This is a genomic window from Paraburkholderia sp. D1E (genome assembly GCF_052682275.1).
The window spans coordinates 2,424,155-2,446,271 of the sequence record NZ_JBQYMB010000001.1; the positions used below are offsets into that span (position 1 = coordinate 2,424,155).

Here is a 22,117-nt window from a genome sequence, read left to right on the forward strand (position 1 = left end):
ATTGCATACAATGTCTGAAAATCGTGTGCAAATAAGGAGGCGTAATGGCAACACCGCTCATTCCCGATAAGTCGTTCCTCAAGCACTTCTGGCATCCGGTCTGCACGCTTGCAGAGTTCGAAGAGGCGCATGCTTCCGGTGCGGGTCCCATGGCGGTCCGGTTGCTGGGCGACGACCTCGTGGTCGCAAAACTCGGTGAAACGATGGTGGCGATGCGCGACCGATGCGCACACCGGTGCGCGAAGCTGTCGCTGGGTCGAGTGGAAAACGAACTGTTGACGTGCCCGTATCACGGTTGGGCGTACGACGCAGCGGGAGTCTGCCGGAATGTGCCTGCGTGTCCGGACCTGCCGATTCCGGGGAAGGCCCGGACTGAAGCGTTTGATTGCTCTGTGCGCTACGACATCGTTTGGGTCAGGCTCGATAACACTTACGACTGTGCGCAGATTCCGGCCTTCGGCGACTGGGACCGTGAAGACATGCGTGTGGTTGTCGATAAATCCTATGTGTGGAACACCTCGGCCGAGCGTCGCTGGGAAAACTTCACCGACTTTTCTCACTTCGCGTTTGTTCACCCCGGAACGCTTTACGACGCTGCCTATGCGCGCCCGCCCGTGGTACCGGTCGACAGGATCGACGGCGAGTTGTGTTTCGACATCGAGCCCGCGAGGGAAATGCTGGAGAACCTGCCCGAGGCGTCGCCGCTAGGCAAGTTCAACTATCGTTGCACGATGCCCTTCACGGTCAATCTGGAGATCGATCTATACCGGCAGCCGGGGCGCTTTGTGATCTGGACTACATCATGCCCGGTGGACGACAACGTCTGCCGGAATTTCATGATCATTGCGCGCACGGACAACGGTGAAGCTGATCCGGCTAGCGAAGATGCGTCGCACGTCGCATTCCAGAAGCAGGTGCTCAACGAAGATCGGCCGATCATTGAATCGCAGACACCGGCTGTGCCGATCGCCGAGGAAGTGTCCGTCATGACTGACAAGGTCTCCATTCAGTATCGCAAGTGGCTACGCGAACTTGCTGCTGCGGCAACGGCCGGCCGGGAACGCTTTGCGGCTTGCCTGCTTTCCAGGGTGATCGAGCATCGCCGCGCGGAGCCCGTCGGAACACAGCTCATCAACGAGGAAACCAGACTATGAAGAAGATGTTTCCGCTTGCGTGCGCCGGCCGAGGTATCCAGCCTTCGTCGATGACTCATCCTGTGAGCGAGCAGGAGTTGCCGGTCATGGAACAGTTCCGGCTGGTTGCTGAATCCGGGCTGTGGGATTTCTTCGATCGCATTCCCGAAGAGAGCAATCTGCACGAGTATCAACGGGCGATCGACACGTATCAGATCCCCGTGCTTTCGGGCAGTTGGACCTATCAGCTGGGCCATGACGAGCCCGTGATCGAAGCGAACCTGCGGCGCGCGAAACGGGTCGGCTCGAAATACCACAATCTGATGGTTTGGGCTCGTCACCATGATGGCCGGATGGTGACCAATGCCGAAGTGATCGATTCGTATCTGCGGACCTTTGAACTGGCCGATTCGCTCGGTTTGAGCATCACCTATGAGGTGCATGTCGACATGTGGTCGGAGGCATTTCCGCGCATCGAGGAAGTCGCTGATGCCATAGAGGCGCGTGGCGTGCCGTTCCAGTTCTGCATGGACTACAGCCATTGCATTTTCAAGATCGAAAACGAAGTCGAGCAGGCCGTCTCCGGCATTCGCTCCGACCCGGACAGCGTGCGGCGACTCGACCCGTTCAACGCGGACAGTTTCTGCGATCGCTGGCTTGCCCGCAACATGGTGTGGTGGACGCAGGTGCGTCCCGTGGCGCCGAATGGGCCGAGAAACTGGTGGGCATACGAGAGTGGGCCGTTCGATGGCATGGGTTGCGAGCGCCCCGGCCGCGGTATCCAGTATCCGTTCGAGCATCCCGCGCCGGGCGAGTGGCATACCGAGACATGGCATGCGCACAAACTGGCCTGCACGATGGAGGTCGTACGCAAGGTCATCGATCAATATCTACGCCATGAGGCGTCGTCGATGCGGATCATGACCATCGACAACATCAATCTGTCTGCCTACGGCGTTGGATGGAAGTACAACATGTTTGCCGACAGCTGTGCCGTGGCACGCGCAGTCAGGGCGCTCTATGCCGAACGCGCGGCGGTGCTCGATGCGGAGCAGCAGGCCGGTTCCCGGCAGCACCTCATCGATTCCTATCGGCCAGCTGCGATTCAGGGCTAGTCATTCCATGCGGGCTGCGCGTTGACGACGCCCGTGCATTCCTCACGCAGTTCCCGCAGGAGTTTCGTATGGACGACACGATTCACCCCGTCGACGAGAAATTGCCGCTGCCGCGTCTGGGCATCCTCGGCTTGCAACATCTGCTCGCCATGTATGCCGGCGCGGTCACCGTGCCGCTTGTGCTGGCTGGGGCGCTAGGTCTCAGCAGGGATGCCACCATCGCGCTGATCAATGCCGATCTGATCGCAGGCGGCCTTGTTTCGATCATCCAGTCACTTGGGGTGGGGGCCTTCGGCATTCGCTATCCGATGATGATGGGTGTGACTTTTGTCGCGATCGGGCCGATGATCGCCATCGGTCTCAATCCGGAGCTGGGGCTTCAAGGGATTTTCGGCGCAGTGATCGTTGCCGGTATTGTTGGTCTTCTGCTCGCGCCGCTTATGGCGCGTTTGCTGCGCTACTTTCCGCCTGTCGTGACGGGGTCGGTCATCCTTGTGATTGGCGTATCGCTGATGGGAGTGGGTATCCACTATTCAGGCGGGGGCTATGGGGTGCCTGACTTCGGACGACCGGCGTACATTGGCATCGCAGCTTTCGTCCTGTTAGCGATTGTTGCCATCAGTCGCTACGCAAACGGATTCGTTGCGAATATTTCGGTGCTGCTTGGCATCCTGCTCGGCTTCCTGTTCGCTTTTGCCGTCGGCTTCGTCAAGCTCGACGGGCTGGCTGAAGCACCGTGGTTTGCGATGGTCTATCCCTTCCAGTTTGGTTTGCCGAAGTTCGACCTGCTTGCAGGCATCTCGATGTCGCTGGTGATGATCGTTACGCTGATCGAATCGATGGGCGGGATCTTCGCACTGGCCGACATCATCGACAAAAAACCGACTCAAACTGATCTCGTGCGCGGCCTGCGCACCGATGGGCTCGGTGCGATCATCGGCGGCGTCTTCAATACATTTCCGTACACGAGCTACTCACAGAACATCGGACTCGTGCATGTCAGCGGCATTCGCAGCCGCTATGTATGCGTCGCTGCGGGCGTCCTCATGATTCTTCTGGGTTTTGTGCCGAAAATAGCCTTTGTCGTGGCATCGATTCCGCATTTCGTGCTCGGCGGCGCCGCGTTCGTGATGTTCGGCATGGTCGCGGCGAACGGCATTCGCATCCTGCAGAGCGTCGATTTTCGCGGTAACCGTCACAACCTGATGATCGTTGCAGTCAGTCTCGGCATGGGGATGATTCCGATGGTCTCCGACAAATACTTCGCGAAGTTTCCGCCGGACATCGGCACCTTGCTGAACAGCAGTATTGCGCTATGCGCCGTCACGGCAATCCTGCTCAATTACTTCGCGAACGGCGCCGCAACGATCGGTGCGGTCGAGGCGGCGATCAAGGACAGCGTCAGCACAACTCATTGAGCTTGCTGGCTTCATGCAGCCGCTGCGACACAGTCGGGCGCGCTGTGGCTATATTCAGGCGAATTAACATGGACAAGATTTCTGTCATTGTGCAAAGGAAGTGGCCTGTTGCGGCCGATATCGTTGCGCTCGAACTCGTGGCCGCGCATGGCGAGCGCTTACCGCCTTTTTCGGCGGGCGCGCACATCGACGTTTTTCTCGACGCGCCAGACGGCGAACGCCCGATCATCCGGCAGTACTCGCTTTGTAATGCACCCAAAGAAACCGACCACTACATTCTCGGCGTCAAACTGGAACCGCAATCGCGTGGCGGTTCGCGAGCCGTTCATGAGCGGCTCCGGGAAGGCGCGCCTTTGACCATCAGCGCGCCACGCAATCATTTTCCGCTGCACGAGGACGCGGACATGACGGTCCTCTTCGCCGCCGGAATCGGTATCACGCCGCTGCTCGCGATGGTGCAAAGCCTGCGTCAGGCCCGGCGCGATTTCCGGCTCGACTACTTTGCGCGGTCTCCCGAGCACGTTGCGTTTGCCGACCGGCTGATTGCAGCAGACGACGTTGCATCGATTCACATCCACACAGGCGCTTCGGTCGAGGACACGGAACGGGTAATTTGCGACGTGCTGGCCGGCATTGGGTCCACCGCACACGTCTACGCGTGCGGTCCTGGCGTATTCATGGACATGGTGGGGCGCCACGCCGCCGGACGGGTGCCACGGGCGCATTTTCACGTTGAGCATTTTGCCGCGCCGGCGGCTCCGGCTTCTGGGCGAGAAGTGTTCGAGGTCGTGGCCGCCAGAAGCGGCGTGAGGTGCATGGTACGCGCCGACCGGAGCATCGTGGAGACGTTGCGGGAGTACGGCGTGGAGATCGACGTATCGTGTGAACAGGGCGTCTGCGGCACCTGTATCACACGTGTGATTTCCGGCGTTCCGGATCATCGGGACGTCTACCTCTCGGACGACGAAAGAGCTGTAGGCGATCAGATCACGCCGTGCTGCTCGCGCGCGCTGAGTGACACGCTAGAACTGGATATTTGAACGAGGCAACGTTCGACGTCAAGCATAGGCGTTTTAGCAATTTACATTCGGAGAATCGATGAAAACCAAAGCAGCAATCGCCTGGAAAGCCGGCGCCCCGTTGACGATCGAAGAAGTGGATCTGGAAGGCCCGCGCGCCGGTGAAGTCCTGATCGAAGTGAAAGCGACAGGCATCTGCCACACCGATTACTACACGCTCTCGGGCGCCGATCCGGAAGGCATCTTCCCGGCGATTCTCGGCCACGAAGGCGCGGGCGTGATCGTCGATGTCGGCCCGGGCGTGGGCACGTTGAAGAAGGGCGACCACGTCATTCCGCTCTACACGCCGGAATGCCGCCAGTGCAAATTCTGTCTGTCGCGCAAGACCAATCTTTGTCAGGCGATTCGTTCGACGCAAGGCCGCGGCCTGATGCCCGATGCAACGTCGCGCTTCTCGCTGGACGGCAAGCCGCTGTTTCACTACATGGGCACGTCCACGTTTTCGAACTACATCGTCGTGCCGGAAATCGCGGTCGCGAAGGTGCGTGAAGACGCACCGTTCGACAAGATCTGCTACATCGGTTGCGGCGTGACGACGGGCGTGGGCGCTGTCGTGTATTCGGCGAAGGTCGAAGCGGGTGCGAACGTGGTGGTGTTCGGTCTCGGCGGCATTGGTCTGAACGTGATCCAGGGCGCGAAGATGGTCGGCGCGGACAAGATTATCGGCGTCGATATCAACCCGGGCCGCGTGGAGCTGGCGAAGAAGTTCGGCATGACCCACTTCATCAACCCGAACGAAGTCGAGAACGTGGTCGATCACATCGTGCAACTCACCGATGGCGGCGCGGACTACTCGTTCGAATGTATCGGCAACACCAGGGTGATGCGTCAGGCACTGGAGTGTACGCATAAGGGCTGGGGCCAGTCGTTCATCATCGGTGTGGCGGCAGCGGGCGAGGAGATCAGCACGCGGCCGTTCCAGCTGGTGACGGGCCGCGAGTGGAAGGGCTCGGCGTTCGGCGGCGCGCGCGGCCGTACAGACGTGCCGAAGATCGTCGACTGGTACATGGAAGGCAAGATCAATATCGACGACCTGATTACGCACCGTCTGCCGCTCGAACGCATCAACGAAGGCTTCGATCTGATGAAGAAGGGCGAGTCGATCCGCTCGGTCGTCATTTACTAGCGCACCACAGCGCACTTACGCCCCCCTGATCCCACGCCCGATCTTCGCGAACGACACCAGCATCGCCGTCAACGCCGCCGCGATCGGCGACAGCGGCGGGCTGGCGCGATGAACGATACAGATCGTGTAGACCTTCTGCGGTTCGCGGATCGGAATGCGTGCCAGGCCGTCCCGCATGAGGCTGTGTGTCAGCACCGCTTGCGGCAGCGGTGCGAGCAGATCGGTGCGGGCGATCAGCGATAGCGTGTCGAACAATGAGTCGCACACGACGGCGACATTTGGCCGGCCGAGCCCGGCCTCGGCGAACAGGTCGACGATGCTGCTGCCTGGCGCGCCAAGGCTATCCGCCACCCCGGTGATCACCCATTCACAATCGACCAGTTCCTTGATCGAGCGGCTCTTCGCAAGCGGGTGATCGCGTCGTCCGACGATAGACGGTTCGGTCGGAAAGAGCGGAATGATGTGCAACCCAGCGGCGTCGAAAGGTTCGGGTACCGGCGTGATGGCGATATCGAGTTGTCCCGACCGTACGGCGGGCAATAACGAATGTGACAGGCCGTGCGTGACGTGAAGCCGTGCCCGTGGATAACGGCGGCGAAACTCGGGCAGCACGGCCGGCACCAGATGAATCGACGGCGCGGGCGACACACCGACACCGACTTCGCCTGCTTCGTCGCCGCGCAGCTGGTTCAGGTCCGCTTCGGCGCGGTCGCATTCGCGCAGGATGATCGCCGCGTGTTCGAGCAGGCGTTCCCCGAATGCGGTGAGGGCGACCCCGCGCGAAGTACGAACGAACAGTGACGCCTGCACTGACGCCTCCAGTTTCGACACGCTCTTGGTGAGCCCCGCCTGCGACACATCGAGTGCGCGCGCCGCCGCGCGCACCCCACCCTGGTTCACGATTGCCGTGAAATCGCGCAATTGCTGCAATGTCATGTCGTTACTCCGTGGGTCGATAGTGATCGCTAAAGGCGATCATGATAGCCAAAAAAGGCTTTCGTGGTTATCTCTAAGGTGACACGATTCAGTCAGGCAGGAACCCGCGCAGTCGGGGCACGCCCATCCAGGAGCGAACTGGAAAGACCCCTTCAGGAGGTTGGAGACATGCAGGAATTGTTCAAACACCGTCGCGTGATTTTTGCGTCGACGATCGGTAACGTGCTGGAGTGGTACGACTTCATCGCCTTCGGTTATCTGATGGGCGTGATCTCACGCCACTTCTTTCCGGCCACGGCCGGGTCGTCGGCCACGCTTCTGACCGCAGCGACATTCGGCGTTTCGTTCGTGGCGCGTCCGGTCGGCGGCATCGTGCTGGGCATCTATGCCGACCGCGTGGGCCGCAAGGCGGCACTGTTGCTGGTCATCGCAATGATGACCGTGGCGACTGCAATGATCGGTCTTGCGCCGACTTACGCGCAGGCCGGCGTGGTGGCGACCGTCGTCATGGTGCTCGCCCGTGTTCTGCAAGGCATTTCGGCCGGTGGGGAGTTCGGCAGCGCGACGTCGATGCTGGTCGAGTCCGCGCCGGCCCACCAGAAGGGCCTGTTCGGCAGTTTTCAGATGTTCGCGCAGGCGGTGGCCGGTGTCCTCGCGTCGCTCGTCGGCGTGCTGATCACGCAGGGCCTCACCCCGGCGCAACTGGAGTCATGGGGCTGGCGGCTGCCATTCCTGTTGGGCCTGCTGATCGGGCCGGTCGGGCTGTATATCCGGAACCGGGTGGACGAACCCGAGCTCTTTCGCGTGACGCGGGAACGCGAGCCGAGCCTGCCGTTCGGGCAACTGCTGCGGGGTTACTGGCGCGAAATCGTTATCGCGAGCGGGCTGGTGGCGGGCACCACCATCATGCAATTCGTCTTCAACATCTATATGCCGACCTACGCGGTGCAGTACCTGCGGATGCCGCCGAGCACGCCGTTCGTCGTGATCGCGATATCGGGCGTGGTGCGCATTCTGGCCTGTCCCGCATTCGGCGCCTTATCCGATCGGGTCGGACGCAAGAGCGTGCTGGCGTGGGGGTTCGTGTTCAGCCTGGTTGCTGTGTGGCCATGCTTTGCCTGGCTGAAGGCCGACCCGGCCATGAGCACGCTGCTCGCGATCGAATTGCTGTTCGGCGTGCTGGGCGCGGCGGTGCTTGGCCCGCTTTCCACCGCACTGGCGGAGATGTTCCCCGTGAGTGGACGCTCCAGCGGTCTGTCGGTCAGCTACAACCTGTCGACCACGGTTTTCGGCGGCTTTACGCCGCTCATTGTGACGGGACTGATTGTCGTCACTGGCGACCGGATGGCTCCCGCGTATTACGTGATTTTCGGTGTCCTGCTGGGTCTTGCCGCTGCGTTGGCGCTACCCGGAGCAGCCGCGAGACCGACGGCGCAAGACGCGCCACAACACGGTTGATGCGGCTCAGACATCGAACTCAAACCTCTCCAATTTGCAAGGAAGTGACTCCATGAATATGACCGGCGGACAAGCGCTCGCGCAGCAACTGGTGCGTGAAGGCATCACCGATATTTTTGGCATTCCGGGTGTCCAGCTCGACTGGGCCGTGGAAGCGCTGCGTCAGCAGAGCGACCGGATCCGCTACTGGGTGCCGCGTCATGAACAGGCCACCGCGTATATGGCCGACGGCTATGCACGCACGACAGGGCGCATCGGCGTCAGCATGGTCGTGCCCGGCCCCGGGCTGCTCAATGCGATGGCGGGGCTGTCGACCGCCTATGCTTGCAATTCACGGGTGCTGGCCATCACCGGCAACATCCATTCGAGCGGGGTCGGCCGCGGCTACGGGCTGTTGCACGAAATTCCGAACCAGACCCAGGTGCTGGCCAGCGTGACGAAATGGCAGGGCAGTGCAGCGTTGCCGCAAGCCATTCCAGGGCTCGTGCGCGAAGCGGTGAAGCAGTTGCGCAGCGGGCGGCCGCGTCCGGTCGGCATTGAAATTTCGCATGACGTATTGAGCGCGAGCGCCGATATCGCGCTCATCGATCCGCCTGCGAATGAAGATGATGCCGGCCGTGTGCGGCCTGATCCAGTCGCCATTGCCCAGGCCGCCGGACTCCTTGAGCGGGCACGCTTTCCTGTGATCTACGCGGGTGGCGGCGTGCTGGCCGCTGGCGCGAGCGAGGCGCTGCGCCGTTTTGCGGAGAAATTGCAGGCCCCGGTCGTACTCGACGATAACGCACAAGGCGCCTTGTCGAGCCGGCATCCACTCGCGCTGAATACGCTCGGCGGTCGCGCCGTGTTCCCGCATGCGGATGTCGTGCTGGTGGTGGGCAGCCGTTTTCTCGACATCATGACGCCTGCGCCGTCGTGGCCGGGCGTAGGCATCCGCTACATCTATCTGAACGCCGACGCGGCCGACTGGTCGGCGCCACGCGCGCCGGGTCTCGGGATTGGCGCCGATGCGCGGCTCGGTCTCGAAGCGTTGTGCGACGAACTGAGCGGCGTGCGCCGCGCTCCCCCGGCCGACCTCGACATCGTGCGTGCGTGGGCTCAGCGTCAGGCCGACAAGATCGAGCCGCAGAGTGCCTACACACGTGCGTTGCGCAGTGCGATTCCCGACGACGGCATCCTCGTCAACGAACTGACGCAGGTCGGCTATTTCGCGCGGCTGATGTATCCGGTCTACCAGCCGGGTACGTTCATCACGCCGGGCTATCAGGGCACGCTCGGTTACGGGTTCGCCACTGCGCTCGGCGCGGCTGCCGGCAACCCGGGTCGTGCCGTGGTCAGCATCAACGGCGACGGCGGCTTCGGCTGGAACATGCAGGAGCTGGCGACGGCGCGCAAGTATGGCGTAGGCCTTGTCACGGTCGTATTTAACGACGGCCATTTCGGCAATGTGCGGACGATCCAGAAACAGACCTTCGGCGAAAACATCGCGGTCGAACTGTGCAATCCGCATTTCGATCGACTTGCCTCGGCCTTCGATCTGGATTTCGAACGCGTGACCAACCCGCAGCAGCTTGAGGGGGCGGTACGCAATGCGATTGCCGCACGTGCGCCTGTGGTGATCGAAGCGCAGGTCGGCGAGATGCCGAGTCCCTGGCATCTATTCCGCCTCAAGGCGCCGCTCAAGCTGGCAGGCCGCGAAGCGCCGCCCAACCCGCTTGGCGAACCGGCCAAGGCGGCATAAGGGGAAGGGCGTGGAAAATTTCGATACTTTCTATTGCGACGGTGATTGGGTCCCCGCTGCTGGGCGCGACAGGCTCGCTGCCTTTGATCCGTGCACCGAGCGTCAATTTGCTTCGATTGCCGTGTGTGACGCGGACGACGTGGATGCGGCGGTTACCGCGGCGCGGCACGCGTTCGGTGGTTGGTCCGCCACGCCGGTTGAGCAGCGCTGCGCGGTATTGAACCGCGTGCGTGAGGGCATTGCGCGGCAGCTCGATGGCTTCGCCGCCGATCTTGCCCAGGAGATCGGCGCGCCGTTATGGGTCTCGCGGCAGATGCAGGTGCCGATGCCGTTGCGTAATCTCGAACTGGCGATCGAGGCGATCGGTTCGATGGCACTTGAAACAAACGTGGGCCACTCGCTCGTCGTGCGTGAAGCGGTGGGTGTGGTGGCGGCCATTACGCCATGGAATTTTCCCTTGCATCAGATTGTCGCCAAGGTCGGCGCGGCGCTCGCGGCCGGTTGCACGGTGGTTCTCAAGCCGAGCGAGTTAGCGCCGCTTGCCGCTCGACGCTTTGCCACGATTGTTCACGAAGCCGGTCTGCCGCGAGGCGTGTTCAATCTCGTATGGGGTGATGGGCCGGGCACGGGCGCGGCGTTGGCGGCCCATCCCGAGGTCGACATGGTGAGCTTCACCGGGTCTCTAACGGGCGGGCGTGCCGTAGCGCGCGCTGCGGCCGATTCCGTGAAAAAAGTCGCGCTTGAACTGGGCGGAAAGTCGGCAACCATCCTGCTCGACGACGCACCGCTGTCTGACGCGGTGTCAACCGTGCTGCGCCAATGCTTTACGAACAGCGGCCAGATTTGCGCGGCACAGACGCGGCTGCTGGTACCGGCTGTCCTGCTGAGTGAAGTCGAAGCCCTATGCGCGCAGCACGTCCGGGACTGGATCGTAGGCAATCCTGATCGTCCGGAGACCCGGCTCGGACCGGTTGCCAACCGCCGTCAGTTCGAGGCCGTGCAGCGTCATATCGGCACCGCGCTCGCACAGGGGGCGCGGCTCGTGACTGGCGGTGCCGGCCGCCCCGTTGGTTTTGAGCACGGCTATTTTGTGCGACCGACCGTGTTTTCCGCCGTGACATCAGACATGACGTTAGCGCGTGAGGAAGTCTTTGGTCCCGTGCTGGCGCTGATGAGCTACACGGATGTAGAAGAAGCGGTGGCGATCGCCAACAGCACGCCCTATGGACTGTCCGGCGGCGTCTGGAGTGCCGATGCGCAGCGTGCGCTCGGCATCGCCCGGCGCCTGCGCACGGGACAGGTCGTCGTCAACGGCGCACCGCAGAATCTTGCCGCGCCGTTCGGCGGCTATCGGCAATCGGGCATCGGACGCGAAAACGGACGTTACGGTGTCGAGGAATTTTTCGAATTGAAGGCAATACAGGGAGGCTGTACCCATGCGTGATACCAGCGAAACGGCACTGCGACTGCCGGCCCACATTCGTGCGACGAAACCGTATCAGCCGGGTAAGCCGATTGACGCTTTGGCGCGTGAAATAGGTGTTCAACCCGAAGCGATCGTCAAGCTGGCCTCAAACGAAAATCCGCTCGGCATGAGCGCGGCAGCCCGTGCTGTTCTGACGGATGCCGGCACCGAACTGGCCCGGTATCCCGACAACGATTGCCATGCATTGCTAGCCGCGTTGTCGCGCAGGTTCGACGTGCCGGCCGAATGCCTGGTGCCGGGCAACGGTTCGGAGTGCGTGCTGGGATTGGCCGCCACGGCGTTTCTTGAACCCGGCCGCAATGCGGTCTATGCGCAGTACTCGTTTCAGGCGTTCGTCAATGCCGTGCAGCGCACTGGCGCCGCACACAAGGTGGTGCCGGCACATAACTACGGCTGCGACCTGGAGGCGATGCTCGCCGCCATCGACGAGAATACCGCGCTTGTCTACCTCGCCAATCCGGGTAATCCGACCGGCTCGTTCGTGTCGGGCGCGGCGCTGGAGCGCTTCCTTACTGCAGTCCCGAGCCACATCCCGGTCCTGCTCGACGAGGCGTATAGCGAGTATTTGCCGGTCGACGATTGTTACGACAGCCTGGCATGGGTGCAGGGCTTTCCCAATCTGATCGTGACTCGAACGTTTTCGAAGGCGTATGGACTGGCTGGCCTGCGAGTCGGATACGGTGTTGCGCAACCGCCGTTGGCGGCATTGCTGAACCGCATCAGACCGGCCTTTGTGGTGACGGCGCTGGCAGAGCGCGCAGCCGTAGCGGCGCTCAATGACGAGGCTTTTCTTGTGCGCAGTTGTGCTGAAAACCATAAGGGGCTGGCGCAACTCTATGCGGGCTTCGATTCGCTAGGCTTGCACTACCTGCGTTCGCGCGCGAACTTCGTTCTTGTTCAGGTAGGCGATGCGGCCATGGTCAATGCCAGCCTGTTGCGTCAGGGCGTAATCGTACGGCCTGTCGGCGTTTATGGCTTGCCGGACTGGCTGAGGATTTCGGTCGGCACGGGAGCCGAGAACTTGCGGTGTCTGGCAGCCTTGAAACAGGCGATGCAAGCTTGAATGCAATGTGCCTTTCGGTAGGCATGCGAATGAGTCAGCCGCCTTGCTGGATGTTGCAAAGCGGGTCTTTCAGATGTATCCGGTCCACTCGCCAGCGGGTGAGGCGGCGGAATTAACGGAGGCTCGCCTAGGAAGCCGCCTCCGTGTGATCGAGCCACTCCGCGAGCTCGCGCCGTAACTGCGAGATATCGAGCGGTTTGCCGAGCAGTCGCGCGCCGGGGATGGCCTCGCCGATCTCGGCACTCCTGCCATAACCCGACACCAGCAACACGCGGATATCCGGCTGCTGCCGCAGCACCGCACGCGCCAGGTCGTCGCCGGACATGCCGGGCAAGGTCAGGTCCGTGAACAGGATGTCGAAACGTTGCGCGGGCACGAGCGGCAGCGCTTCTTCCGCGCTCGCGACCGCCGTGCAGTCGAGACCCAGCGCGCCGAGCAGTTCGCTGACTGCGTCGCGCGAATCGGGGTCGTCTTCGACCAGCAGCACGCGAGCCGGCGTGCCGGGTTGGTGTGACGGCGGACTTGCCATTGAATTCCCAGGCGAACTCCCAGGCAGACCCGCCGGAGCGTTGGCGGGCGAGCTTTCTCCTGCGGAGTTTGGCTCGTGCAGCGGCATTTCGCGCGGATCGGACGCTGCGAATACGCCGGCTGGATCGTAGACCGTGCGTGGCACGCAGGGGGCGATCTGCCCGTCGCTCATGTCGGCGGCTCCAGCGCGCAATACGCCGCGCACCTTGCGCGCGAGATCGTCGCGCCGGTACGGCTTGGAAAGCAGCGTGATGCCGGCATCGAGTTTGCCGTGGTGGACGATCTCGTCGCGCGTATAGCCCGAGGTGAAGAGTGTCGGTACCGAGGGCGAGCGCGCCGCCGCACGCTGTGCCAGTTCCACGCTTTTCACCTGGCCTGGCATCACGACATCGGTAAACAGCAGATCGATCGGCACGTCGCTTTCGATGAATTCGAGCGCCGCGTCGCCACTCGATGCCGTCAGCACCTTGTAGCCGAGTTGTGCGAGCATTTCGACGGCGGTCAGGCGAACATCCGCATCGTCTTCGACCACCAGAATCGTTTCGCCGCCGCCCACCGGCGCTGCGGTCTGATCGACGGCTTCGGCTGTTTCCGGCTCGCAGCAGCGCGGGAAAAACAGCGAGACAGTGGTGCCGCGTCCTACTTCGCTGTCGATCAACGTATGGCCGCCGCTTTGTCTGACGAAACCGAACACCATGCTTAAGCCCAGGCCGGTGCCATGGCCGTCGGGCTTGGTCGTGAAGAACGGTTCGAACACACGTTCCAGAATTTCGGGCTTCATGCCGGCGCCGGTATCGGTCACCGAGAACACTACGTATTCGCCCGGCGAGAGTTCCGGCTTGCGGTGGCAAAACATCGAGTCCAGCACGCGGTTGGTTGCGCAAACGGTAAGCGTGCCGTCGGCTTGCATCGCGTCGCGCGCATTGATCGCGAGATTGAGCAGCGCGTTTTCAAGTTGATTGCGATCGGCCTGCACGTGCCACAGATCGTCGCTCAATACCGTTTCGATCTTGACGGTCTCGCCAAGCGCGCGGTGCAGCATCTCGCTCATGCCGGCGAGCAGGCGGCGCGGGTTCAGCACGGTCGGCGAGAGCGGCTGACGCCTCGCGAAGGCGAGCAGATGCGCGGCCAGTTTCGCGCCGCGTTTGACGGCATCGGTCGCGGCGGACAGCCGCCGCAACGTGGCCGGACTGTCATTGGCGTCGGCGGCGAGCATCTGCAGATTGCCGTTGATCACTTGCAGCACATTGTTGAAGTCGTGGGCGACGCCGCCTGTGAGGCTGCCGATCGCTTCCATCTTCTGAGCCTGGCGCAACTGCTCTTCGGCGACTGCCCGTGCCGCGACCTCGTCGGTAACGCGCTGTTCGAGCGTTTCGGTCAGCTGGCGCAGCGATTGTTCGGCGATCTTGCGTTCGTGAATGTCGATCAGCACGCCGGGAAAGCGGGTCGGCTCCCCCTGCTCGTCGAATTCGCACTGACCGTTCGCCTGCACCCACATATAGTCGCCATCGGGGCGGCGAATCCGATACTCGGCGCGAAATGGCTGGCCGGTGCGCATTGCTTCGATCGTCATGCGGTCGTTGAGCGGCTGGTCGTCCGGATGGATCACTTGTGTCGCGGCATTGCGCTCGACCCCGGTCGCGGCCTCTTCGAGCGGAAACGAAAAGGTGCGCGCGAAACGTTCGTCGCCGGTGACGGTGCCGGTGCGCACGTCGAGCACCCAGGTGCCGAGCACGGCGCCGGTATTGAGCGCGAGTTGCAGCCGTTCGTTGGTCTCGTGCAGCTCCGCTTCGGCACGCTGCCGCCAGCGTTCGGTGAGGACACGCGTGGTGGTTTCGACGACCATCGCGAGTACGCCCGCGGGTGCGCCGCTATCGTCGGCGACCGGGCTGTAGTAGAGGTCCATCCAGACGTCTTCAGGCTTGCCGTCGCGCAGCAGGACCAGTTCCTTGTCGCGATACGACAGGGTGCCGCCGGCGAGACACGTGAGCATCACATGCCGGTTGAAATCGGCGATCTCCGGCCAGCCGTGCTCGACCGGACAGCCGAGCAGATACGGATGCCGCCCGCCCGCGAATATCGCGTAGGCGTCGTTGTAGATCATGTAGCCAGGCTTGCCCCATAAAAGCACGAGGGGCACGGGCGAGGCGAGCAGCATTTGAACGGTGGCGGTCAGACTGCGCGGCCAGCTTTCTATGGCGCCGAGGTCGGTCGCGGCCCAGTCGAATTCGTTGATGCGACGCGCCATTTCCCCGTTCCAGCCGGGGCAACCATGGTCTTGTGCTGGAAAGGGCATTGCTGCGCTCCACAGAGATCACGTCAACGAGTATGTCCCCACTCTGCCGGCGCGCATGACGCGGGCGGATGTTCAGCAGGAGGCGGGATGAATCTTCTGCCGTGCACCGTGCACCGTGAGCCGGCGCGAAGCGGCCGGGTGGCAGCGATAATTGTAGGTCACAACGCTTGCCTGGTGGCGTATCAGAAGGGGCTGTGCGGGTTTAGCCGACCCATCGGCGCGAACTGGCTCGCAACTTTTACCTGCGTTGCTCAAGTAAGCACGCGGGATCCGGAAAGAAGCGCACATGTCGCCGGTTTTGATTGCATGTCGGCTGCTTTGGCGCGACCCGAACGGTGTACCTGGGCGGCAGGAAAAGGGACGGGCGTGTTTGGGCGATGCAATGATAAGTCGGGGTTCCGAGCGAAACACGAGCACCAAAACGCGGCGAAGGCGTTAAGAAGTACCCTTCGGCGCGCGCAGCGCCGCCGGAAGTATGACGCCCTTGTCACGAGAGCGGAGTGCGCGAGAGCACGGATTCCAGATGCACCACTACCGCGACTGTGCGAGGGACCCGCTTATTAGCTAGCGGTTTGAGCTGCTTTCTTTTGCCTACTTTTCTTTGCAGCAGGCAAAGAAAAGTAGGTGCCTGCCCCGCACAGGGGCGACGCTAATAATCCAATAACAATTCAAGGAAAGGCCAACACCATAAAAACACAGACAAGCGCCGCACAGGCAAACAAACCAGAAAAAACGGCACCACCACAAAACCACCAACACTGCCGTCGCCAAAGACAAAAACCAATCCCTAGTTCGACAACGACAAATACGGCGAACTAAGCGGCGTAGGCGGAAACGGCTGCAAGCCCGTCTGTTTACTAAAGCTATACCGCACATAAACAGCCGCGAGCCACTCGCGATATTCGTAAGCATTACCGAGCGACGCAGTCGCCCCAAACGCCAGCTGCGGCGCAAGTTGATATTCCCCCACCGCGCTAAGCGAATAGGAAACCCCCGTCTTACTCTGGCCAGGATAAACCGCACCACTATCAACACCCGTACCAACGAAAGCAGCATTCGCTGCAGCCGTCGCCTGCGGCGCAGAAGAGTCGTTGAGCGGGAAATAATTCGACGAATCCTGCCGATAGTGCTGGACGCCGATCGACCCCTTCACGTCATAGGTAAATGCACCATTGCGCCCCGTCCATTCGACCGGCAGATTCAGAATCACGTACTGCTGCGGGCTGAAGTACCCGCCCTGACCGTACGTGAAGTACGAGAGGTTCTTGTCGTAACTCATCAGCGTCGTGTTAACGCCGATCGTCAGCGTCTGATCGGCATCCTTCAGCAGGCGCGTGTAGACCCCGCCGCCGCCTTTGACTGCGTTATTGCTCGCGACGTGAACGCCCTGGTAGTGCTGATACGCAGCGTTCACATACAGGCCGCTGGTGCCGTCGTCCCATGCAAGGCTGCCGAGACCGCCGTTGGATGTGACGCCGCCCCATTCGAGCCCGGAGCCGGAGTCGCGCGCGCCGGCATACGACAACAGGCTGTCCGTCACGGCGCGACGTGCGACAGCCAATGAATACGACACCTTGTCGGTAATGGCGCCGTTGTATTGCGCCCCCCCCACGATGGTCTTCTCGAGGAAACCGAGCGGCGTCACGCCGATATCGCCGCTGATGTTGCGGCCTTCGTATCCGAGCGATAAACCCACGCCATTCGCAGTCTGGCTGCCGTAAGTGTTGGTGCCGGCAATCGCCGCCGCCTCGGACTTGCTGTTGGACAACCCCGCGCCGAATCGCGCGAGCGTCGAGACATTCCCCGAGGCGCTACCGGCATCCAGCGTAACCGGGGTCGCCGTCACGACGATATGGCCGTTGCCTGCCTTGATACGCCCCTGAATGGGCGCTTCGATATCGGTGAGCGTCGACAGGCCGTCCTCGCCCGTGCGGTTGCGGAACACGATCCCGCCCGACACGGTACTCGACTGCTCGCGATTGACCTGCGCCAGTTCTTCGGCCACGCCGAGCGTCTGCGTGTTGGCGACGTTCGGCTGCGGGTAGTTGCCGCCATTACCATTCGCGCCAGGTTGTTGCGGGTAATACGGCTGCGCATAACCGGTCGGCGGCTGCGGGATATACGGCTGCTGTTGCTGCGCGTAATAACCCGAGCCCTGATTCGGATAGGGCTGATAAGGCTGCTGACCGTAAGCCTGCTGCGCGTAGCCCTGTTGTTGCTGCGGATATGGCTGCTGGCCGTAATAGGGCTGTTGCTGCTGCGGATAACCTTGCTGCTGCCCATACGGCGCCTGCGCATAAGCTTGTGCGCTGCGCGTGCTCTTCGACGTGCTTTGCTTCTTGCCGGCCGCGTGTTTCGTGCTCGTGGTCGAGCCCGTGTAACGCGGCTGTTGCATCGAACCGGCGTTGGCTTGCGCTTCGCGTGCCGCGGGCGACATCGGCCACGGCGTGGGCGCATAGCCGTCCGGCGCCTGTTGCTGATACTGCGGCTGTTGAGCGTATCCGCCCTGTTGCGGGTAACCGGCTTGTTGCGGATACCCCGCCTGCTGCGGATACCCGCCGTTGTACTGCTGCTGCGGCGACATCTGCGTTTGCATCTGCGGCTGGCCTTGTCCCGGGTACGGCTGCAACGGCGCGCCCGACTGACTCGACCCGTTGGTCCCCTGGCCGTAGCCACCGGTGTTGGTATCGGGCCGCGGCGCGTTATAGGGAACGGCGGTGGGCGCGGCGTTCGGCGAATACGGCTGCGCAGGCGTCGTATAAGGCGCGACATAAGGCGTGGGCTGCGAGGGAGGCGGATAGTTCGGCACGGTCTGTGACGGCAAGGAAGACTGCGAGTACGGAAGCGACGCGCGCGCGGCATTAAAGCCACTCTGGCTAAGCGCGGCATTGTCGGCGTCGGTCGGCGTGACCGTGGCGGTTTTACCTTCGAAGGGATTGGTGCCCGGCAGCGGCGTCGCGCCGATCCGGCGCATCGCGACTTCCCAGCCACGCGGCACGTTGCTCGGCGCATTGGTGCGCGGCGCGTTGGCCATCAGCGGTGTATTGGCCGCGACCAGCGAGCGTTGCAGATAAGTCGACGCGAGTGACAGCTTGCCTTCGGCGCGATACATGCGGCCGACCGTCGCCAGCACGCCCGGGTCTCCTGGCGCCGCAGCGAGCGCCTGATTGGCGAGCGATTCGGCGTAGCTGAATTGTTTCGCGCCGATCGCAGCGGGAATCGTCGCTTGCAGCAGGTTCAGGTCGTCGGGCTTGCGCTGCAGCGCGACGCGGTAACTGGCGAGCGCATTGCGGTCGTCGCCGGCGCTCGAATAGAGGCGGCCGAGGGCGGTTTGCAGATCGGGATTGTCGGGCATCGCCGCCAGCCACGGCGCGATCACATCGTAGGCGGCGGCGAGGTCGCCGCGCTGACGCACCACGTCGCATTGCTTGATGACGATGCCCAGATTCAGATTGCCGAAATCCGTGCGCTGTTGCGGCGTCAGTTGCATCGATGCGAGGCGTCGCATCACCATGCCGAGTTCGGCGTCCTGCTGCGTGGCGGACAGAATGCCCGCATATTGGAGCAGCAGATCGGTATTGCCGGGCGCCACGGTCATCGCGCTGCGCACAAGGCCCAATGCGCGATTCGGGTCGCCAGCTTGCTGATATCCGGCCGCGATCACGCCGATCAGTTCGGGGCTGTTGCCCGCGACCGGTTCGGCCGCGTGCAACGTCGCCAGCGCTTGTTGCGACTGGCCGTTGCGCGCCATCCGCGTCGCGAGGTCGGCCTGCTGATGCACCCAAAGGCGGTGTTGCAAGGTCGTCATCGCGTCGGTGCGTTGCGCGACCGGAATCCGTTCGAGTTGCGCAAGACCGGCAGCCCAGTCCTGTGTTTCCGCCGACAGCAACGCGCTCGCATACAGCGCGTCGGTCATGTCGGGATGCGCGGCGAGCAGTCCGTCCATCATGCTGCGGGCATTCGCAACCGCGCCCTGGCGCACGTAAATGCGCGCGAGGTCCAGACGCAGCCAGGGGTCGTCGGGATCGTTCAGCAGCGCGTCTTCAAACAGGCTGCGCGCGCTGCCGAGATCGCCGCGCGCTTCGGCCGCGCGCGCCTGCGCTGCCTGCGCTTCGCCACGCAGACGGTTGATGCCGCCGGCCTTCGATTGTTGTTCGGTGTTCAACTGATTGGCAAATTGCAGCGCTTCGTCGCCGCGGCCTTGTGCGGCGAGCGCGCCGACCAGGCCGCGAATCGCATCGGGATTGTCGGCCTGGCGGCGCAGCGCCATCCGGTAAGCCTGCTCCGCGCCGACCGGGTCGCCGTTCGACAGCAGCATTTCACCGAGCAGCACCTGCGCCGTGACGTCGGACGGATTGAGCGCGATTGCCCGTTCGAAGAGTGCCTTCGCCTTGGCGAATTCACCGTTGCTGCGTGCGCCGATCGCGTCGCTGGTATAGGTCCAGTAGGTCGCGCTATCGAGCGCGGTTTTCCAACGCGCCGGATTGCCGCTGCGCGACGCGCGTTCCAGATAGTTACGGGCTTCGGCGAAGCGTTCCTGCTTCAACGCGGCGATACCCATGCCGCCGAGCGCGTCGGTGTCGTTCGGACTATTCGCCAGGATTGACGAAAACTTCGCGCGCGCCGTGCCGAGGTCGTCACGATCGAGCGCGGCAAAACCGTCGGCGACGGTGCGGCCGCGGGCGTCGACAGAGGCATTTTGCTGTGCGCGATCGCGAGCCGACTTGTCCTGCTGAACCATCGACTCGAAGCGCGCCTTGACCGCGGCGTCATCGGTCGCGCCTTGCAGATACGCTTCGTATAGCGCGGCGTCGGAGGGTCGCGCGTCAAGCCACAATAACGCCTGACGCCAGCTCTTTTTCGCCGATGCGCCGACCGTGCTGTCGGCGGCAAGCTTCTGCAGCCGTGCAATACCGTCGCGGCGCGTCACATCGCGATACGTCAGATGCTGTGCGTAGGCGAGGGCGTAGCGCGGGTCGTCGGGGTTGTCGCGTGCGAGCTGTTCCAGGCCGCGGCGCGCCTGATCCCAGCCTTGCGGTGTGGCCGAGAGCGCCTGGTAATACTCGAGTTGCAGTTCGGGCGTCGCCGGCTTGCCGTTCAACGCGCGCTGATACTCCTGTACGGCGCTCGCGCTTTGACCGGTTTGCGCAAGGCGCCTCGCGTCGTTGACACTCTGGTCACGCAGGCTCGATTCGCCAAGACGGCGGCCCAGTTCGTCCAGATTCGGATAGTTCGGCGCGACCGCTTTGAGGCGCGCCAGATATTGCTGCGCGCCCGCACCGTCCTTGCGGTCGGCGAGCACCATGCCCATGCCGTAGAGCGCATCGGGTTGCTTCGGATCGATACTCAGCACTTTCTGCCACGCCTGCTCAGCGAGGTCGCCACGGTGATGCGATTGCCAGTACTTGCCCTGATCGATCAGCACGCTCAGAGGATCTTTCGACGCCTGCGCCAACACGTCAGGCGAAGCCGTCGCCACGCAGCAGACGGCCGTGAGGCTCAGCGCGAACCGCAATGAAAACGCGAGGGCGCTCAATCGCATGCATTTCTCCAACTCGGCACGAGACGGCCGGCTTCGTCGAAACGATAGCGACCGTCGATGAATCCGGTGCCGAACAAGCCCAGCACACGATCGTAATAAACAGGTTCACGGCCCGGCACGCTGGTGTCGAGCACGGCGAGATGCGTGCGCGCGAGCCCGAGGCCGTGCTCGTCGCCGAGCGCCTTGAAGTACGGCGCGAGCGCGCCCCAATAGCTCAACGGTCCTTCGCCGCTTGCCGTGCCGGTGGTCGACGAGACCTTCTCGGGCGGAATGCCGGTTTGCGCGACCCTCGCGCGCATGCCGCCGAGCGCTGCGAGCCAGGGTTTGGCGAGCGGATCGGCGGGCGACGTGAGGCCGGCCCACAGGTAGACGCGGATCGCGTCATAGCTGCCGGTGTCGCCATCTTTGGGATCGACCACGAACTGGCCGTTCTGCCATGCTGCCCAGTCGGGCGCGAAGCCTTGCGGCGCCGTGGTCTTGATCAGCTTGTAGGCGCTATCGGCGAGCCTGGCCCATGGACCATTCGGCATGTCCTTTGCGAAAGCGCGTAGCACCGGCAACGGCAGATAGCTCGGATTCAGGCGCGTCACGCCGCCGTCCTTGAAACCCTGCGGTCCGGGCAGCAGCATCGGGCCGACGCCTGGCAGCGTGGTCACTTCCTGGCGCGCGATCTGCGCGGCGAGTGCCTGGCCGAGTTGCGTATAACTTGCCTCACGCCACAGGCGGCCGGCTTGCAGCAGATCGTAGGCGATCCACAGGTCAGAGTCGGACGCGGCATTCTGATCGAGCACGCCGAACGAGCCGTCCGGTTTCTTGCCCCAGAGCCACGACGGCAGCCGGACATTTTGCGGATCGAACTGATTGCCCGCGAGATTGGTGCGCGTCCAGTTCAGAAGCCGGTCGAAGGTGGCGCGGTCGTTCGCGACCAGCGCGAAGAACAGGCCGTACGACTGGCCTTCCGAGGTGGTCTTCAACTGTGGCGACGAGTAATCGATCACGCGGCCATCGGCCTGCACGAAATGTTCGACGAACGTGCGGTATGCCGGCCAGTCGTTGTTGCACGGACCCGTCTGGGCGGGCGTCGACGTGCTCTGGGCGACCCTGATGATGTTGGCGAAACTCGTGGCCGCCGCGAGGACAAGTCCAAGACCAAGCCCGAGCGTCAGCGCCACGCGTGTCTTATTGGTTCGAACCCGCAT

The 22,117-nt window shown here is 62.8% G+C and carries 13 protein-coding genes; 9 read left to right on the forward strand and 4 right to left on the reverse strand.

Annotated features, from left to right (window positions below; translation table 11 throughout):
* Window positions 1-44 precede the first annotated feature (44 nt).
* The 5 genes from ACUN0E_RS11045 to ACUN0E_RS11065 all read left to right on the forward strand — a co-directional run bounded on the left by ACUN0E_RS11045 (window position 45) and on the right by ACUN0E_RS11065 (window position 5,871).
* Window positions 45-1,154: a Rieske 2Fe-2S domain-containing protein gene (locus ACUN0E_RS11045; protein WP_445566581.1), complete on the forward strand. Its 1,110-nt coding sequence runs from the start codon at window positions 45-47 to the stop codon at window positions 1,152-1,154.
* A complete protein-coding gene (locus ACUN0E_RS11050) occupies window positions 1,151-2,248 on the forward strand; it encodes a sugar phosphate isomerase/epimerase family protein (protein WP_445566582.1) in 1,098 nt (365 codons plus the stop codon). Before ACUN0E_RS11045 ends, ACUN0E_RS11050 begins: the two co-directional genes overlap by 4 nt.
* 68 nt (window positions 2,249-2,316) lie before the next feature.
* Window positions 2,317-3,666, forward strand: coding sequence for a nucleobase:cation symporter-2 family protein (locus tag ACUN0E_RS11055; protein WP_445566583.1), 1,350 nt, complete (start codon window positions 2,317-2,319; stop codon window positions 3,664-3,666).
* A 68-nt stretch (window positions 3,667-3,734) separates the two neighbouring features.
* Entirely contained in the window at window positions 3,735-4,706 is a 972-nt protein-coding gene (locus ACUN0E_RS11060) for a PDR/VanB family oxidoreductase (RefSeq protein WP_445566584.1), read from the forward strand.
* Between the two features lie 58 nt (window positions 4,707-4,764).
* On the forward strand, window positions 4,765-5,871 hold the full coding sequence (locus ACUN0E_RS11065; protein WP_445566585.1) for an S-(hydroxymethyl)glutathione dehydrogenase/class III alcohol dehydrogenase: 1,107 nt from the start codon (window positions 4,765-4,767) through the stop codon (window positions 5,869-5,871).
* A 15-nt stretch (window positions 5,872-5,886) separates the two neighbouring features.
* On the opposite strand, the gene ACUN0E_RS11070 is transcribed toward ACUN0E_RS11065, so the two are convergent.
* On the reverse strand, window positions 5,887-6,807 hold the full coding sequence (locus ACUN0E_RS11070) for a LysR substrate-binding domain-containing protein (protein ID WP_445566586.1): 921 nt from the start codon (window positions 6,805-6,807) through the stop codon (window positions 5,887-5,889).
* Between the two features lie 168 nt (window positions 6,808-6,975).
* Between ACUN0E_RS11070 and ACUN0E_RS11075 the strand changes: the two genes are divergently transcribed.
* The 4 genes from ACUN0E_RS11075 to hisC are packed head-to-tail and all read left to right on the forward strand — an operon-like array spanning window position 6,976 to window position 12,552.
* Window positions 6,976-8,265, forward strand: a complete 1,290-nt coding sequence (locus ACUN0E_RS11075; RefSeq protein ID WP_445566587.1) for an MFS transporter — start codon at window positions 6,976-6,978, stop codon at window positions 8,263-8,265.
* Between the two features lie 52 nt (window positions 8,266-8,317).
* Window positions 8,318-10,003: a thiamine pyrophosphate-dependent enzyme gene (locus ACUN0E_RS11080; RefSeq protein ID WP_445566588.1), complete on the forward strand. Its 1,686-nt coding sequence runs from the start codon at window positions 8,318-8,320 to the stop codon at window positions 10,001-10,003.
* A 10-nt stretch (window positions 10,004-10,013) separates the two neighbouring features.
* Window positions 10,014-11,447 (forward strand): aldehyde dehydrogenase family protein, encoded by a 1,434-nt coding sequence (locus ACUN0E_RS11085; RefSeq protein WP_445566589.1) that lies wholly within the window; start codon window positions 10,014-10,016, stop codon window positions 11,445-11,447.
* Window positions 11,440-12,552 (forward strand): histidinol-phosphate transaminase, encoded by a 1,113-nt coding sequence (gene hisC / locus ACUN0E_RS11090; protein WP_445566590.1) that lies wholly within the window; start codon window positions 11,440-11,442, stop codon window positions 12,550-12,552. The genes ACUN0E_RS11085 and hisC overlap by 8 nt, the downstream gene beginning before the upstream one ends.
* Window positions 12,553-12,679: 127 nt before the next feature.
* On the opposite strand, the gene ACUN0E_RS11095 is transcribed toward hisC, so the two are convergent.
* The 3 genes from ACUN0E_RS11095 to bcsZ form a co-directional block, all read right to left on the reverse strand.
* Window positions 12,680-15,376 carry a response regulator gene (locus ACUN0E_RS11095; protein WP_445566591.1) on the reverse strand — a complete coding sequence of 899 codons (2,697 nt, stop codon included), beginning with the start codon at window positions 15,374-15,376 and terminating at the stop codon, window positions 12,680-12,682.
* A 787-nt stretch (window positions 15,377-16,163) separates the two neighbouring features.
* Entirely contained in the window at window positions 16,164-20,918 is a 4,755-nt protein-coding gene (locus tag ACUN0E_RS11100) for a cellulose synthase subunit BcsC-related outer membrane protein (protein ID WP_445566592.1), read from the reverse strand.
* The gene (bcsZ, locus tag ACUN0E_RS11105; protein ID WP_445566593.1) at window positions 20,909-22,117 is read right to left on the reverse strand and encodes a cellulose synthase complex periplasmic endoglucanase BcsZ; all 1,209 of its coding nucleotides are present in this window, start codon (window positions 22,115-22,117) and stop codon (window positions 20,909-20,911) included. Before bcsZ ends, ACUN0E_RS11100 begins: the two co-directional genes overlap by 10 nt.

Excerpts from the sequence above, each read along its gene's own strand:
- ACUN0E_RS11070 (WP_445566586.1), bottom strand. The coding sequence starts at position 6,807 with ATGACATTGCAGCAATTGCGCGATTTCACGGCAATCGTGAACCAGGGT.
- bcsZ (WP_445566593.1), bottom strand. The coding sequence starts at position 22,117 with ATGCGGGTTCGAACCAATAAGACACGCGTGGCGCTGACGCTCGGGCTT.
- hisC (WP_445566590.1), top strand. The coding sequence starts at position 11,440 with ATGCGTGATACCAGCGAAACGGCACTGCGACTGCCGGCCCACATTCGT.
- ACUN0E_RS11065 (WP_445566585.1), top strand. The coding sequence starts at position 4,765 with ATGAAAACCAAAGCAGCAATCGCCTGGAAAGCCGGCGCCCCGTTGACG.
- ACUN0E_RS11055 (WP_445566583.1), top strand. The coding sequence starts at position 2,317 with ATGGACGACACGATTCACCCCGTCGACGAGAAATTGCCGCTGCCGCGT.
- ACUN0E_RS11095 (WP_445566591.1), bottom strand. The coding sequence starts at position 15,376 with ATGCCCTTTCCAGCACAAGACCATGGTTGCCCCGGCTGGAACGGGGAA.
- ACUN0E_RS11045 (WP_445566581.1), top strand. The coding sequence starts at position 45 with ATGGCAACACCGCTCATTCCCGATAAGTCGTTCCTCAAGCACTTCTGG.
- ACUN0E_RS11060 (WP_445566584.1), top strand. The coding sequence starts at position 3,735 with ATGGACAAGATTTCTGTCATTGTGCAAAGGAAGTGGCCTGTTGCGGCC.
- ACUN0E_RS11100 (WP_445566592.1), bottom strand. The coding sequence starts at position 20,918 with ATGCGATTGAGCGCCCTCGCGTTTTCATTGCGGTTCGCGCTGAGCCTC.
- ACUN0E_RS11080 (WP_445566588.1), top strand. The coding sequence starts at position 8,318 with ATGAATATGACCGGCGGACAAGCGCTCGCGCAGCAACTGGTGCGTGAA.
- ACUN0E_RS11075 (WP_445566587.1), top strand. The coding sequence starts at position 6,976 with ATGCAGGAATTGTTCAAACACCGTCGCGTGATTTTTGCGTCGACGATC.
- ACUN0E_RS11050 (WP_445566582.1), top strand. The coding sequence starts at position 1,151 with ATGAAGAAGATGTTTCCGCTTGCGTGCGCCGGCCGAGGTATCCAGCCT.